Genomic DNA, 16,177 nt, shown 5'->3' with positions numbered 1-16,177 from the left:
GCCTTAGCGTAAGTTTCTGTACGATTGCTCATTTCACCCCCTAAATAAATGTTGCTATTAAAATGAAATCACGTTTGTTTTACTACAACAAATATCAATAAACCAATTACCTAAATTTGGGAAAACTTCATGATTAGAATCGGTTAGCCGCTCAATCTGTTTTTCGATTTGAGCCATAGCTTTTTTTGTAAGCTTTACCCCATTCTCATAAGTTTCGTGTACTAGCTTAACGACTGGATGTTTCCCGTTCCATTTCATAGTGCTAGCAAAATTTAAAGCCGTTTCTAGTTCATCTAAAATACTCCCATTCCAATGATTTTCTAGTACTGCCCATGTCCTTTCTATTGGATTGTATTTACTATGATAGGGAGGATAATAAGCTAAACGTATATTTACTTGATGTTTGTGAGCAAACTCTACTATACGTTTCATAAATTGGGTACGCCGCGAACTATTCTGCGGACCATTATCTTGATTCAGAAGTAGTGTTTTAACTTCAGAAAAACGATGCTTTTCACAAGACCAAAAATCTTCTAGAATATCAACGATAAAATCACTTGTAACTTTCGATTCTGTAAAGTACAAAAATAACTCGTCAAGCTCTGGAAGAAATATTCCATAAGGAGTTACAGTTGTTTTCGGATTATAATCATGGTCTGATGCTTTCACCCCATCCCGGCTTTTACCCCCTCGGTCAAATGAGCCGATCTTAACACAGGCTTTTCCGTCCATGCTTAGACGTAAAACACTCTTATCTTCATCTGCATCTTTATTTACTACATCTAATTGCTCAAAGATTGCATCAGTTTGTGGGATTTTTTTTGAGGCTGAACTTTCTTTACCCTTCTGAGCTTATAACCTAAATTATTTAATTTGACTCGAATTGTTTCTGATGTATGTAACTTTTCATCACTATAACCAGACTTTTCGATTAATTGCTTTCTAACTTCGGCTGCACTGAGTCTAGTATATAGTCTTTGACTTTTAAAACTCGGATCGGTTTGACTATAGAAGTCAACTATTTTTTTGATATCTTCTAAAAGATTTGGCAGATGTTCTTCTGCTTTGTAACGTCCTTTGCCACTCATGTTATCAACACAAGTAATACCGCTTTTTAATTCTCTTGTTCCTTTGCGAATTGTGTCTCGATTCCATCCTAATTCTGATTGTGCAAGTCTTTGCCCTCCTAAACCTAAGCTTTGAACTGTCGAAGCCATAAATCTACGCTTTTCTGCACCTTTTAATTGAGATGCAGTTTCAATGAACAACTTTTTCAGAGAATCAGTTAATACTATAGTCACCAGTTGCTACACTCAAAAACTCAGTCATTATTCAAATTACTACAAAAGGGGGATGAAGGGGCTGCCGTCGGCAGCCCCTTCATCCCCCTTTAAAATGATTATCATTATTTCCAATGGAATAGTTTATTTTCTGGAAGTCCCTTAAGTGTAATCACCTGGAAAATTTGGGCAGAAATATCTGCTGCATCCACTCCTGTGAATTATTCGCCCATTGGAGATGCAGGAGTAAGCTTTTGGCGAAATCATAGTATGTGGTACTTGTTGATAGCTTACGGGTTTAACGCTGTTGGTTTTTTGCCCCACACCTTATTTTGGGTGGATTTTATCGTGCGAGAGTTAGGGTATTCTTTGGGGGTGGGTGGTGTATCTTGGTCTTTATTTGGCATTGGTGCAGCTGTTGGTCCATTGTTAACTGGTATATTAGGCGATCGCTGGGGATTTAAACGCTGTTTATTAGTCTGTTTTAGTTTGAAAGCTTTAGGTGTGGCTTTACCTTTGGTAAGTACAAATTTGTGGGTATTACATTTTTCGGCGTTTTTGGTGGGAATGTTTACACCAGGAATTGTCACTTTAGTCTCAATGTACGCGCTAGAAATAGTTGGAGCCAAGCAACATCGTGGTGCATGGAGTGCTATGACTTTTTCATTTGCTTTAACTCAAGCCTTTGGCGGCTTTTGTATGGCGTTGTTCATTAGGGATACTAATTCTTATTTACCTTTATATGCCATTAGTGCTACAGCTTTAGTAATTTCAATTTTCTGTATTATGGCTACTAATCCTCAGCATTCCCAACAATTAACGCAGGATACATGAAGCTTTATCTTAATGATACTTCTCCATTTGCACGCTTGATTTTGATTTGTGCGCTGGAATATGACATCAAAGGAATGGAATTAATTTGGGTTAATCCTTGGGAAATGCCAGAAAACTTATTGGCAATAAATCCATTTTCAACTGTTCCAGTTTTACAATTAGATAATGAAGATATTTTATATGAAAGCAGTATTATTGCTATGTACTTAACATCTAATTCATCATTTTCTACGTTGCGAGATTATCAGCGGTTCGCTTTGGGAAAAATGCTAATAGAAACTGCATTTCGCCATGTTAGTTTAGTACGATATTCAGCAGAAAATTCTACTCCTCATCCTTTTATTGCCAGAACAGAGCAAATTCTCCAACAAGTATTAAAGGGGCTTTTAGAGGATGATTTACCTACTTTTAGTGCCAATGTCGTACCTGATGTAGCCAGCTTGCAATTAGCTGTGGCTTTAGATTATCTGACTTTCCGTCTTCCCAATTTAGTACAAGCTTATCTGCACACTAAAGTTAGCGAACAACTCAGTGCTTTCCAAGTACGTCAGAGTTTTGTATCAACTACATTGAAAAACAAGTAATGAGTCTATTTTGTGACGGGGATGCTTTTCCTGAAGTTGTTGTATATGGTGACAACGGTTTTTTGATTATGCGATCGCATCTTCTCTCTTGGCACCATTTTACAATGTTCAAGAGCCTTTTGCCTAAAATACTGCTCTGGATACTTGGTATTAAAATAAGTGTTGTTGCTGAAGAACATCAGTATATATTAGCTTTGTACCTGAATTTCAAGCAAATATGACTAATTTACTTCGATTATTGGTTACTATATCTTTGGTGTTAGGTATAGTGTCACCATCCTTAGCTAATTCTAGTAGTACAAAGGCTGAAAAACATTTTCAAGGTGATTCTTTACCAGATAAAACACCAGCACAGTATAAGTTTGCATACCATATCAAAATACTATGGTGAACAAGTTACAATGTTGCAAATTTCGACAGATGCAGTGTCATAATTTTGTATTCTATCTCCTGACTTCGACCAACCCGTGAAAATACTTCGTCGTCTTATACCATTTCTAGATGATTCTGTCAATACCTGGGCGCTAGAAGCGCGATTATTACGCTGGCTGACACTAATTTGGTTATTTATTGGCTTAGTGATGCTATTTTCTGCATCCTATCCCTCAGCTGGAATTCGCTACTTCCAACTACAGTTAGTCTGGGTAGTAGTGGGTTTGGTGGCATCCAACATTTTTATCAATTTGCCGTTGCGCCGCCTGTCTAATATTTCCCACTGGTTCATTATCCTTTTACTGTTACTAATTTTTGTCACCTTAATACCCGGATTAGGTAAAAGTGATTTGGGTGCAGCCCGTCGTTTATTAGGACCATTACCAATCCAGCCTTCAGAATTAATTAAACCCTTTTTAGTGATCCAAAGCGCCCGGTTATTTGGACAATGGGAAAAAGTTAGTTGGAAAGTGCGAGGATTTTGGTTAAGTATTTTTACGCTAATTGTGCTAGGAATTCTCGCTCAACCCAACCTGAGTACAGCATCCCTTTGTGGAATGACAATTTGGCTAATTGCCCTAGCCGCCGGACTCCCATATAAATACTTGGGTGGAACTGCCTTCGGTGGTATCCTCCTGGCAACATTGAGCATTAGTATCCGCGAATATCAACGCAAGCGGGTAATGTCGTTCCTAAATCCTTGGGCAGATGCCACTGGTAACGGATATCAATTGGTACAAAGCTTATTGGCAGTAGGTTCAGGCGGAAGATGGGGGGCAGGATTTGGACAATCGATCCAAAAGTTATCTTATCTGCCAATTCAAGATACTGATTTTATCTTTTCTGTATTTGCAGAAGAATTTGGCTTTGTTGGTTGCATGGTGTTATTTACGTTACTTGCCCTCTATGCCACCTTGGGTTTAATAGTTGCCTTCAAAGCTAAAAATCAAGTATATCGACTAATTGCGATTGGTATTACCACGGTGATGGTAGGTCAATCTTTGCTACATATTGGTGTAACCACAGGTGCATTACCCACAACAGGTTTACCTTTACCTTTATTTAGTTATGGAGGTAATTCGATGATTGCTAGCTTAGTTTCAGCTGGATTACTAATTCGTGTAGCGAGGGAAAGTAGCGAAGCGGAAGTAGTACCAATTAATCAAGAAGTGTCACGAGTCAAGCGTAGGCGCACCACAACTACAAGGTAAGTGGCAGCTAAAAATATTTATACATTCCGGAAACCCGAAAACCTGGGGATTGCTTGCGTCGCCATGACGGAAATTGCTAGTTAATACATCAGTCCTTCAAATAATAGATGGATAAAGCGGAAAAGATCGGTGATATGATTCGAGATGCTACAGAATCGGATTTGCCGCGAATTGTGGAAATTTACAATGCCTCAATTCCTGGAAGGATGGCAACTGCGGATACAGTGTCAGTCACAGTAGAAAGTCGCCAAAGTTGGTTTTTGCAGCATAATTGCACAAATCGTCCACTATGGGTATTGGAACGTGAATTGGTATCCGATGCTAATAGTTATGAGATAATTGCTTGGATTAGCCTTAACTCATTTTACGGTCGCCCAGCTTATAATAAAACGGCTGAGTTTAGTTTGTATGTTGCCCCAGGTTATCAACACCAAGGTGTTGGCTCCTATTTGTTACAAGCAATAATTGATAGTTGTGGAAAATTTGACGTAAATACCCTTCTGGGATTCATCTTTGGACATAATATTCCTAGCTTGCGACTGTGTGAAAAATTTGGTTTTAACCGTTGGGGATTACTGCCGGATGTGGCAGAATTAGACAGCCAAAAACGAGATTTAGTAATTATGGGTTTGAAAATAAAGAATCAGCACATAACGGCTAAAAGGTAGTAATATTGTAGATTGTGTTGTTTTAATAGCTAGTTATGCCTAAACTTAAGACTCGCAAAGCTGCTGCGAAGCGTTTCCGCGCCACTGGTACTGGAAAAATCGCTCGTCGTAAAGCTTTCAAAAGTCATCTTCTCGAACACAAATCCGCTAACAAGAAGCGCGATATGTCACAGATGGCACTGGTAAATGAGTGTGACGTGCCAAACGTGCGCGGAATGCTGCCTTATTTGTAAATTTTCATAGGAACATCGTAAGTTATGACACGGGTAAAACGCGGTAATGTTGCTCGCAAACGCCGCAAAAAGATTCTGAAATTAGCTAAAGGTTTTCGTGGTTCTCACTCAACTTTGTTTAGAACCGCAAACCAACAGGTAATGAAAGCGCTTCGCAGTTCATACCGCGATCGCAAAAAGAAAAAAAGAGACTTCCGCCGTTTGTGGATTGCTCGGATCAATGCCGCAGCACGTCTACACGGGTTGAGCTATAGCAAGTTGATCGGAAATCTGAAAAAGGTAAACGTCAACCTGAACCGCAAAATGCTGGCACAACTGGCTGTACTAGACCCTGCTGGTTTTAGCAAGGTTGCAGAACTCGCTAGCCAAGCAAAATAAAGGCTCACTGACGGGGCATTTTTCGCCCCGTACTTTTGAGAAAAACCCAACTATAGTTCTCTTTATTTATATTTTTTCCCCTGCCTCTTAGAAAACTCCACAAAAAAGATGATCCAATATTGTGGAATAGGCAGCGTTCGATGGTTCCTGAGCCTGTCGGAACGAAGTGTACCGGAGGTAAGGACTGACTTGTACTGAGCCTAGTCGGAACGAAGTGTACCGGAGGTAAAGTAGCGCTCACGCCGAAGTCTTGCCTGTTTTTGTATTAGTAACAGGCAAGATGCCTACAAGAAATTTTGGGATATTTTTTTATTTGGAAGTCTCTTATTGAATAATGGTGGTTTTGGAGCTTAAACACAAAATTCGCCCCACGGTTTTCCTCCAAAGTGCATAAATTTTGAGCTTTTAAATCCCATAACCTTCCACTTGTTTAGTTTAAAAATAGTTAAAACTCTGATTGGGCAAAGGTTATAGCTTTAATCAGCAAGCCCTACTTACACACAAGTTTTTGAGATTTGCATCACAGGCTTTTAACAAAGTCTGGGATTATTTTGTTGCTGCACACAGATGTATATGCACCGTAGACTAGAAAGCCCCCTTCCCCTCTGCCTCTTCGGTGACGCTGCGAGAATATTTGAAGGAAGCAATCAGACTTATTTATTATTTATAGCATCACGCACCAATTACTGACTGTCAGGACTTAGGCAATGACTACGCAGTTATGTCATTGCAACGCAAGGTAGACGCAAAGTGGCTTGTCGTTCCCCAAAGGGATTGCCGTTCACGTAGGCTAGGCTAGCATAAGGCCGAAAGGCTGGCTTATGCCTACTCAAAGGTAAATCCCTCACTCCACCTGGGATTGAAAATCCCAGTCTCACAACACAAGTCCATTTCAATGGACTAAAAACCAAAATATTCAGTCATCTTGTAGATGACTTTAGCTATTAGATGGCGGTTTCAACCGTTGGCGGGCGTAGGATTATAGAAAATCTAGAGAATTCAAGACTTGTGTGTACACCCTAGCCTTTTAGCTACGGTGTACACACAAGTACTCTCAGCATACGTTTCAGGGATTTCAACCCCCTTAAATTGTCCGAAGCGAGGAGGAACGACGTTGCTTGCATCCCGCAGGGTAGCAATCGCAAGGTGCTGGGATTGCTTCGCTTCGCTCGCAATGACAGGTTTTGAGCGATTTTATCTGAGTTTAAAACTCCCTTCCAGGTAGGATTTTAAGACTTCTGTGTACACCGTAGAGCCTTTTAGGGGGAAAGTTTTTGCTGGGAATTCAAGCTTCCTCCAAAAACCCCCCTCCTGCCTTCATTGACAACTATTCATACGTGCTACTTAGGGGAACCACTAATTTTTAATGAATCATTTATATAGATGCCGTAAAGTATCCTGTTGAGTACAAATTGTGAGGAAGGAAAACTTTTTAGAAGTTAACTATTTTTAGCAACATACACAAATAAAAGTATATTTTACAACACTCAATAGGCACTGATACATATATAAAATATTTGATTGCAGCTTTTTAAATCATTTAATCTCCACAAACTTTGATATTTCAATATCTCCAGATACCATAGTTTCCTTTTGAAAAAACTAAATTTTCTGCTTAAAGAATAATCTTTATCTAATTACTGTTTTTTTGATAAAAATTTTACAAAAATTCATCAAGGATTTTATTTATGTGTGTATGAGCGGAAAATATCTAGTTGCTTTAATAACTTTTTCTATACATATATCAACGAGAGATCTTGTCATTAGTTTTACGTAGTTTACCAAAAATTTGTCAGACAATCAAGTTCAAATGAACCTTGAGATTAGGGGATGACACTTACGTGAAAGCTCCCATAAGATGTGTACATAAGCAAAGGACAAGACGCAGAAAACAAACTGCAAACTACCTAGTAACACTGAATTAACAAGATTAAAACCATGAAAAAGTTAACATCAATCGCTAAAATCGCAACTGCTACCACCATCAGTATTGGTGCTTTAAGTATCTCCTCTGCAGCACATGCAGCAAGCTTTAACAGCTTTGATTTGGGTGCAGAAGGTGAAGTTGCACTGACGAATAATGGTTCTACTTGCCTTTCCAACGCAACTTGTTTACAAACATCACCTTTTGGTTTCACAGTTACAAGTCTTGATTATGATGGCACCAGTTCCAGCAGCAACAAACCCAGTCTTTTATTCTCAGATAACAGAGACACTGCTAACACCTACGCAACAAAATCAGGTAACTTTGGTATTACTTTCTTCGGTCAAGATAATGCCACTGTAGATGAAGGAACTAACACTACACTAGGTGAATACTGGCTACGTCCAGTTGCTGTAGACAAGAAAGGTAAACCATTAGAAAAAGGTCGCTTGGAAACTGGTTTATTCAAGTTTGATTTCCAGGAAACCGTGTCAAAATTAGTTTTGAACTTGTTTGATGTTGAGTACGCGGACTCCACTAAAGTCATCAAAATTAATGGTGTAGCTCAAACACTCGCATCGCTTGTAGCTGCTGGTGATCTTGGTGATAGCAATATTCAACAAATCACATTGAGAAATGTTGACAATTTTGAAATTCAACTAGGTCAATTAGGTCCCAACTCCGATCCAAATGGTACCAGTTTCAACACTGGCGATGGTGTTGCACTCCAAGGTACAGCGGTTCCTGAACCTGGTGTGAATGCAAGCTTGGGTGCTTTAGGTTTGGCTGCAATGTTTGGTTTGAATCGTCGCCGCAACAGCAAAGCTGTTAAGTTCAACTAACACTTAGTTCCAAATATCTTTGATTGAATTCTCACGATCCAGGTAATTAGGGTTTGTATCTACTTTTAGCATCTACTTTTAAAATATAATCCTTCTCGTTTTGATACTCAATGGGTAGATTAATTTCTACTCATTTTTTTTGTTCGGATTTATGGCTAAATATAATACAGGTTTATTTATGTATATTTAACCACTACCTATAAACTATGCAGTCGCGTTATTACTTATATTTAGCAGTTAGCACCCTGACATTGGGAATATCTAGTTTGTTATATCAGGGACTATCTCAACCTGGGAAAAAAATTCCCACTCCGCAAATAGCAGCGCAGCAAGCAGAAAAACTAACTCCAGAACAACTAACGCAAGTTGAAGTCGATGAAGAAATTCGGGATAAGTTGCGAACTAATCCTGAATGGATGGAGATTGCCGCAGCTATTCGTCAAGATATTATGATTCTGAAATGGGGAAAGGGTAAACCCCAAAACCCAGTTTGGAAGAAATATGGAGCAAAAGCTTATCCCCTACTGGACTATTACACCCGTTCCAAAGATGCTGTGCGTCAAGAATACGCAGTGCTGGGGATTCGCAGTTTGGGGAAACCTTACACAACTTTATGGTTAACTCGTCAGATTCAAAGAAAACTAACTACACCAGACATTGGTTTGGTGACAACCAGTCTGAAAAACCTAACTGATGGCACCTATGATGATAAAAATGAAAAAGCTTGGCAGAAAGAGTTTGGTTTAGACGAAAAAGCAACACGCGATCGCTTAATTAAACTAGCCCAACAAAATCTGCAACCAGAACCGTCTACCTTAGAGTATCGCAATTATTACCAGTTTAATGAGTCTGAGTTCAACAAAGATTTTTTAGCAGCGGTTTTAGGTTATGACAAAGTATATCCTTCGCCACCAGAAAACACAGAATCACCGCTAAATTTACCTGAATGGTCTAAATTTGAGCGTTTGACAAAACCTAACTCTAGTCAAATCAAAAGTGCAATAACTTACTACCGCAATCTGCCAGTAACAACCCAGGAACGCTTACTGGTAGAACGTTTAGGACAAGTTAAAGCGGGGAAAATTTCCCCCATTGGCAAGGCTGTTTTGCAATCTGAAGCCAATGATCCCAAATCAAAGGATCAAGTTTGGGCAATAGCAGAACTGGAACGTCACGGAGATACCCAAGGTATAAAACAATTACAACAAATAATTAACGGCGACCTCAGCCAAATCCATCCCCTCACCCGCGTTACTGGTTACGAAAGCCATACTATCAGAAATACTCACGCTTACTATCTCCTAATTAACATTGCTCAGAAATACCCACAATCTAAATTTATCAAGGGATGCCACGAGTACGGAGATTTAATAGGTGCATCTTACTTTGATCACGCTGAACGTCCTAAAGCCATCCGAGAGCGCAACGCCAAGAAAACAGCCGCCCAACATAGTCAAGATTGGCAACAGTGGCTCAGTAAATATCCCAATCATCCAGGTGCTGATGATGCCACCTATCATTTAGCTCGAAGTTTGCAGAATACCAATGATGTCATGGGAGCAATGCGGTTGTGGAATAAATTGATGACTCAATCTGTGGGTGATGGAGATGCAATATATCTAGCTTATCCCTATGTGCGATCGCTACTTGATGTCGGCTTAACAAATGAGCAACTGGAAACCCTAATAACGGAACCAGCAATCAAACCTATGGTTCCTTTATTGCAGTATGCTCTATCTGTGCGGTATGCCAGAGGTCAAAATTATGCCAAAGCCTTAGAAACTTCGGCAAAATTAGACTTGACAAAAATGTCTAATAATGTTTTAGGTAGTTATTATAACTACAATCCTTACTGGTGGGCTGGTAAATCGAACTCTCCAGTGATTGAAGTTCAAAAGCAAATGCAAACCATGCTGACAGAACAGCGGCAACGCTGGCAAAATCTGCTAAAACTGCAACAGGAAAACACCCCCGATTCCCAATACCGTTTAGCTTCAAATTGGGCAGGTGCAGGTGGTTGGAAAAACGGCTACATGGCAATTTGGGATGGTTTTCGAGCTTGGCATGTTCCTTTTGAAGATTGTGGAACTTGGTGGGTTTGTAACATGAAAATAAGGGATTCTAAGTTAGTGCGATCGCTCTATCAAGATTCTAGCCAAAATGCCGTAGGCATATCTCAATATCAAAAATTGCTAGCGAATCCCCGCATTACACCACAGTTGAAGGAAAAAACCCTGTATATGGTGGCATCCACATTGCTATGGCAATGGGAAAATCATCCCAAGGGTGAAACTCTCCGCATCCATCCCCCTGCTGGTGTTCCAGGGAAACCGCAAAATTTCTTCTTTGATGTTGATTACTCCTATACTGGAGATCTTCAAGATCCTTACAAGCAGATACAGCAAAATTATCAAAGCCGTGTAGATCAAATCATCAGCGAATTAAAAATCAGATTTCCTCAGAGCAAATATATAGATGATTTGTTATTTTCTAGCTATTACCTGAGCGGGAAACCAGAACATTTACAACAAATTGTACAGTTCTATCCCACAAGCGATCGCGTTGGTGAAGCAAAGTTTCTTTTGGAAAACCGCTCAAAATAAATAATCTGCCCTAGATCCCCGACTTATGCGAGAAGTAGGGGATCTGGACATCCGTGAATCTTATGTTTGACAGTCTTGACTCAATCAAATCTATGATTCTATGCACTAAACAGGCTTTTAAATACCAGGTTTTATTTGCAGATTAACTTACTGATAATAAGGCAACTAGCTCTTGCTTTTTTTTCTTGCTATATCCAGGTATTTTTTTATCTTTTGCCATATTTTTAAGTTGTGTAGTTGTCAAATTATTTAATCCCTGATTAGCATCTGTTGTCACTTTCTTTGTAATAACTTCTGAGCTAGGTTCAGGAGTTAGGTAAAAAACCTCTTTAAGTGCATCCAATTTCTTCCCCTTAGTGATGCCACATTTCAAGTTTGTAATCGGCTCTAAGTTTTCCCAGCTTTGACGTGGAGCCTCATCAATACGATTAGTGGCAATCGCCAATTTTATTCCTTTTAACTCAGTATTAGGTTTTTCAATCAAATATTCTAAGGCTGATTGAATTTCATCTCTGGTTGCAGTTGATAAATTAACTTTAGGTATTAACTCACCAGTCAAAATGCTGGTTAATTCAGATGTTTTATCACTAGAATCTGTAACAATGCACCATACTCTTTCTAAGTTTACTTCCTCAGCGATCGCATAAACAAAAGAGTTACCAATAACTTGATATTCATCTTCGGCAATTTCTTTCACAATCACTGGAACCCAATTACGTCCACCTGATTCAATTAATGCTTTTGCTGCTGCTTTAATTTGAAAATCTGGTACATTTGTGGCTTTCCCTGGTTTAATTTCAGTTCTGTAAAGACACATCAAATTTCCGACATTACTTAAACTCATATTTTTAAATATCCTATTGTAAAAAGTATTCTTTCGCTAATGCTACATAATGCTCGCAGGCTGTCTTATTTTTATAAGCAGCAGGTACACGAGTAAAAGCCGCAGATGCGATATCAGCGTAACTGGGTATACCAAAAATGTGTTGATCTATCTTGGTTGAAGTCGATCTCGGATAAAAATATGGTGTTAAATTAATCGGATTAGATTTATCCTTACCAGATTTGACTATAATTTCGTTTATTGCCTGTTCTGCACGAATTTTTGCAGCATCTGTAATCGACTCACCATTAAAAAAGATAGGTAGGGCAATCGGACCACCATCTTTCCTTTGACTCTGAATTTCCGGAACGAAATTTTTAATTACAGACACCGCATTTTCTAAAGAAAAAATACTATTATGCTTGGTGGGAATCAAAACCACATCTGCTGCACAAATCGCACTCCGGCTAAAAAATCGCCAGTTTGGTGGAGAATCAATTAATATATAATCATACTTCGATTTAAATGCCTCTAATGCTTGTCGTAATCTGACAGGGCTGATCATTCGACGCAATTCATGTTCTTCTGAATATTTAAGTTTTTCATCACTAGTAATGATGTCAAACTGCCATACAACACCTGACTTTGGTGAAAATTTACATTGCTCGATTAATTCATTAGATGGTGTATTATTCTTATTAACCAACCATGAATATATAGTATCTCCTTTGGGCTTGAGACCTAGTGAATTTGTTAAGTCTTGTTGGTTAGGATCAAAGTCTATAATCAGCGTTCGCTTTCCTAAACGTGCCAATGTTGCGGCTAAATTAACTGTGGTTGTAGTCTTACCTACGCCACCTTTGTTGTTATAAACTGCTACAGTCAAAGCTCTTTGTGACTCATCTATTTTCTGTTTAATTGCTGAAACAATCTTATCTACGTTATCTGGAGTAACTTCCAAGCATGTGGATGCAGGATGAATCACCTTGCCGTGTTTTCTAAAAAGCTGAATATGATTACCATTGGTAATAATTCCCCATTGAGCAGATTTAGATTTTGGGGCGAGTAAATAGCGTTTAATTTGATGAACTGCTGCCTTATATTGTGCTGAATTTGGACTGAGGTTAATATTTCTTCCTTTTGCCTCTAGTAACAAGTAGGGATTTAATTGAGTGTTTACAAAAATGTCGTTGTCAACATTTTTGCGAACAGCATAATCAACAGAATCACTGCTATTCCCAGTAGCAAACTGTGGAACAGTTTCCATTGAGCTAAAACCTAGTGCTTCTAGTAATTGTGGAATAATAAATACGCTACAAACGATTGGCTCTGGTGCTGCATTTGGAAGATTAATAAGTGCTTGTTTAAGCTTGGTAGAGTCCATAAAATTGAATATTTATAGGCAAACTCAGGTCGCCTTTAGGAGGAATATATACTTAGTGTATTAAGTAACCTAGTATTTGCCATCCCTAGAAATAACGATATAGAAAAGTAGCAAGCTGTGGAGAGGGCTTCTTTTGATGTGTGGAAATCACGTATCTTTAACTGAACCTTATTGGTATTTTGACTAGCATATTACATCTTTCCCAGGCGATGAAAAATAGCTTGGGGAAGACATAAAGCTCAAAACACAATAATAATCACCCACATACTAGCAGCCAACCCAGTAGCCGCAAGGTGTTGCCAAAGCAGTGTTTTTAAAGGTTGGCGTGCGATTTTTTGCGTTAACACTATTGTTAACAGCAGGGAAAATATGAGGGTACTGCCTTGCAAAAAGTCAATGACTGCGGGGTGTGCTATTAATACGGGTAACTGCTCGCCGCTCAAACCAAAGGTAGCAAATGTCACAGGTAAAATTCGTCCACCTTCTTCTAAGCCGAAGCGCAAATAATGGGCAAAGTTACCTCCTAATACTAATGGAAGGTAGCCGTAAGCAAGCTCAATAAATTTTTTGGGCTTACGTCCAGAATTAGATAGTTTGATGCAGCTATAGGCAACTAAGCAAACTGTAACTGGAACAATCAGAACTACCAGAGACAATCCTAAGTGCTGCCAAAAAATATTTAAATCTAAGTTTAGCCCTAACCAAGTTTGCAATTCTGGCAATCGATGCAGGTATACACCACCCAATAGCAAAAATAACAATGCGACTTCATAGCTGTGGGCTACATGAGTTGTCCACAGTTCAATTCCTGGGGGACGTAAGTTAAATTCAACTGAACGATGGGGACAGGCTTTGAGGCAAGTCATGCACAACACGCAATCTCTGTTATCTTCCAACTGGGCGGGGTGTGAGTACAAAGGACAACCGTTAGTTTCCATCCCTTCGCCTTTTTGTGGTCCACCTTTGTAGCATTGATAAGTGGTGCAAGTGGCGGAACAGATGCCTTGCTGGGCGCGGAGTTCTGTCATGGAAAGTTTGGCAAATAAACCATTCATTCCCCCGATTGGGCAAAGATAGCGGCACCAAAATCGCCGCTCAAAAATGGCGGAAAATATCATTGCCCCGGCGGTAATTAATAGCAGCAAGCAAGCTGAGAGATAAGCGGTATTTTCTAAGTCCCAGAGTTCTTCCCATAAGAAAATGAGGGTAAATAGCCCAAATAAAAACCAGCCGCCCCATTTTTCGGCTTTCTCTCGTTGCCAGCGCTGGAGTTGTCTTGGAAACAACCATAGAGATAATTGCTGCGTAATTTCACCGTAAATCATAAAAGGGCAGATAGAACACCAGATCCGCCCAAGAAAGGGGAATAGAAATAGGAAAAAGGGCCACCACCAAGCCCAAAATAGGTTTAAAGCGAAATTGCGATCGCGTGTTTGAGGACCTATAAATAATACACCCACCATAAAGGCAAAGGCGGCAAAGGTAAAACCATAATTAATGCGATCAGTCCACCAGTCACTACGCAAAAACCGCCGCAACGCTGGATAAGCATTTAATAAATTGACGCGAAATTGCTTTTTCTGTGGTTCTGTTGACCAAAATATCTCTTCTGTAAGTTCTTTCCTTTCTCCTGCTTGAACAATCGCTCGTTCTACCAAATTTTTCAATTCTTTGAGATTACCGGGAAAATCATACGACTGCAAGCGGCGCAAGGCTTCGGGGGTAATACGCTGTTTCTCCAGACCCCTAGCACGGCTGTAAAGACTGGAATAATATTGCACCTGGGCTTTGATATCAGTTTTACGTACCCGTAACGGTGGTACTTTAATTACATGACCTACACACCGTTCAATCTGAGAATCAGCTTTTTCGGAAACAATCAGAATTCTCGCTTGACTGGTGCGAGGTTCAGCTTTTGCTTCTCCAGTGCGACTAACGGGAGTATATGTATTTGTTTGCAGTAGCTGGGTGATTTCTGGTAATAATTCTTTTGGTAATTCTTGGATATTATTCAGGATTAAACTACCTTCCCCCAACCATTCCAACAGTCCTGCTTTTCCCCCAGCGCGACCAAATAAATCTGCGCCACTAGTTTGGAGAATGCTACAATTGACTTTAATAATTGGTTCTCGCCGTTTAAGGGAACTAAAGTGAATTAGAGTAGCAATATTATCTTTTTCTAAACCTGGTTCACCAAAGATTTCGACAGATTTCCTATCACTGGCAGCTTCCCGAATTTGCTCACGTAGACGTACCGCGTATCTACTTGTACCAACAATTCCCCGCTGGGCTTTAGTTACTAAATATGGACGCAAACCTACAGCCCTTTCTTGTTCGTAGGTTAAAGCAGATGTCACCTCTGCTAATTCCTGCACCAATAGCCGCGAAAAAGCCTGATTAATTTCTGGGTATTGAGTCACTAGGGTGTGAAATTTGTCAGCGGATATAACCCATAAGCGACATTCGGAGAGGGTAGTAATTGCGAAGGGCGTTAACTCATCTAAAAGTAACTCTTTGAGGTGAATCACTTCACCAGTTAGGAATCCACGAGGTAAAGCTGAGTTTGTTTGACTTGTTTCGCTTTCTAATTGACCATGTTGGACAATATAAAGCGCTGGCACAGGAGTACCCTCACTAACTAAAGTCGTGTTCGCTGGCACAACTTCTAATTCCATCACTTGCGCGATCGCTTCCAACACAGAAGGTGAGAGAATTTCTAAAGCTGTGCGTTCTTGTAGCCAAATCAATCTATCTGAAGATGTCATCATTTGGTTTTCCATGCAGCCCGGTTACGGTATAACAGAAATTATCCCTGATAATGGTTACGTGATGAGTTGGTCAGATGTCCCTAATCTCTCGGTTCCTTTGGCAATGTTAGGTTTAATTGTAGTCGCAGCGGTGTTTTTCAGTCGTAGTCGTTAAGTGTCGCTATGGCAGATGATCTGCTAGAACCCCTAATTCTTCAAGAAGTCGGGGATCTC

The 16,177-nt window shown here is 39.7% G+C and carries 15 protein-coding genes; 11 read left to right on the top strand and 4 right to left on the bottom strand.

Features of this window, described 5'->3' with window-relative positions; all coding sequences use genetic code 11:
* Positions 1–57: 57 nt before the first annotated feature.
* Positions 58–1,295, bottom strand: a protein-coding gene (locus CAL6303_RS29060) for an ISAzo13 family transposase (RefSeq protein ID WP_085953333.1) whose coding sequence is annotated in 2 segments (ribosomal slippage) — positions 58–815 and positions 815–1,295 — 1,239 coding nt in all. Because the reading frame shifts where the segments join, the coding sequence is not laid out codon by codon here.
* Positions 1,296–1,496: 201 nt separating this feature from the next.
* Between CAL6303_RS29060 and CAL6303_RS07550 the strand changes: the two genes are divergently transcribed.
* The 10 genes from CAL6303_RS07550 to CAL6303_RS07510 all read left to right on the top strand — a co-directional run bounded on the left by CAL6303_RS07550 (position 1,497) and on the right by CAL6303_RS07510 (position 10,989).
* Entirely contained in the window at positions 1,497–2,114 is a 618-nt protein-coding gene (locus CAL6303_RS07550) for a YbfB/YjiJ family MFS transporter (RefSeq protein ID WP_238993781.1), read from the top strand.
* A complete protein-coding gene (locus tag CAL6303_RS07545; protein WP_015197253.1) occupies positions 2,111–2,698 on the top strand; it encodes a glutathione S-transferase N-terminal domain-containing protein in 588 nt (195 codons plus the stop codon). The genes CAL6303_RS07550 and CAL6303_RS07545 overlap by 4 nt, the downstream gene beginning before the upstream one ends.
* Entirely contained in the window at positions 2,698–2,919 is a 222-nt protein-coding gene (locus tag CAL6303_RS07540) for a hypothetical protein (RefSeq protein WP_015197252.1), read from the top strand. Before CAL6303_RS07545 ends, CAL6303_RS07540 begins: the two co-directional genes overlap by 1 nt.
* Positions 2,916–3,089 (top strand): hypothetical protein, encoded by a 174-nt coding sequence (locus CAL6303_RS30255; protein ID WP_015197251.1) that lies wholly within the window; start codon positions 2,916–2,918, stop codon positions 3,087–3,089. The genes CAL6303_RS07540 and CAL6303_RS30255 overlap by 4 nt, the downstream gene beginning before the upstream one ends.
* 76 nt (positions 3,090–3,165) lie before the next feature.
* Positions 3,166–4,341 (top strand): FtsW/RodA/SpoVE family cell cycle protein, encoded by a 1,176-nt coding sequence (locus tag CAL6303_RS07535; RefSeq protein WP_015197250.1) that lies wholly within the window; start codon positions 3,166–3,168, stop codon positions 4,339–4,341.
* Positions 4,342–4,448: 107 nt separating this feature from the next.
* Positions 4,449–5,009: a GNAT family N-acetyltransferase gene (locus tag CAL6303_RS07530; protein ID WP_015197249.1), complete on the top strand. Its 561-nt coding sequence runs from the start codon at positions 4,449–4,451 to the stop codon at positions 5,007–5,009.
* A 35-nt stretch (positions 5,010–5,044) separates the two neighbouring features.
* On the top strand, positions 5,045–5,242 hold the full coding sequence (rpmI, locus tag CAL6303_RS07525; RefSeq protein ID WP_015197248.1) for a 50S ribosomal protein L35: 198 nt from the start codon (positions 5,045–5,047) through the stop codon (positions 5,240–5,242).
* 24 nt (positions 5,243–5,266) lie between these two features.
* Complete coding sequence (rplT, locus tag CAL6303_RS07520) at positions 5,267–5,620, top strand: 50S ribosomal protein L20 (protein ID WP_015197247.1); 354 nt, start codon at positions 5,267–5,269, stop codon at positions 5,618–5,620.
* Between the two features lie 1,938 nt (positions 5,621–7,558).
* Entirely contained in the window at positions 7,559–8,386 is an 828-nt protein-coding gene (locus CAL6303_RS07515) for an LEVG family PEP-CTERM protein (RefSeq protein ID WP_015197246.1), read from the top strand.
* A gap of 206 nt (positions 8,387–8,592) precedes the next feature.
* Positions 8,593–10,989 carry a tetratricopeptide repeat protein gene (locus tag CAL6303_RS07510; RefSeq protein ID WP_015197245.1) on the top strand — a complete coding sequence of 799 codons (2,397 nt, stop codon included), beginning with the start codon at positions 8,593–8,595 and terminating at the stop codon, positions 10,987–10,989.
* Between the two features lie 142 nt (positions 10,990–11,131).
* Here CAL6303_RS07510 and CAL6303_RS07505 read toward each other — a convergent pair whose 3' ends face one another.
* The 3 genes from CAL6303_RS07505 to CAL6303_RS07495 form a co-directional block, all read right to left on the bottom strand.
* Positions 11,132–11,833 carry a Rho termination factor N-terminal domain-containing protein gene (locus CAL6303_RS07505; protein WP_015197244.1) on the bottom strand — a complete coding sequence of 234 codons (702 nt, stop codon included), beginning with the start codon at positions 11,831–11,833 and terminating at the stop codon, positions 11,132–11,134.
* Positions 11,834–11,846: 13 nt separating this feature from the next.
* A complete protein-coding gene (locus CAL6303_RS07500) occupies positions 11,847–13,196 on the bottom strand; it encodes an AAA family ATPase (protein WP_015197243.1) in 1,350 nt (449 codons plus the stop codon).
* 239 nt (positions 13,197–13,435) lie between these two features.
* Positions 13,436–15,961, bottom strand: coding sequence for a sigma 54-interacting transcriptional regulator (locus tag CAL6303_RS07495; protein ID WP_041740338.1), 2,526 nt, complete (start codon positions 15,959–15,961; stop codon positions 13,436–13,438).
* Between the two features lie 13 nt (positions 15,962–15,974).
* On the opposite strand from CAL6303_RS07495, the gene CAL6303_RS30250 reads away from it, so the two are divergent.
* Entirely contained in the window at positions 15,975–16,118 is a 144-nt protein-coding gene (locus CAL6303_RS30250) for a hypothetical protein (RefSeq protein ID WP_015197241.1), read from the top strand.
* Positions 16,119–16,177 lie beyond the last annotated feature (59 nt).

The sequence above is a fragment of the Calothrix sp. PCC 6303 genome (assembly GCF_000317435.1).
Taxonomy (GTDB): Bacteria; Cyanobacteriota; Cyanobacteriia; order Cyanobacteriales; family Nostocaceae; genus PCC-6303.
Note: the sequence above shows the minus strand (reverse complement) of the source record. Positions and strands in the feature narration are given on the sequence as shown.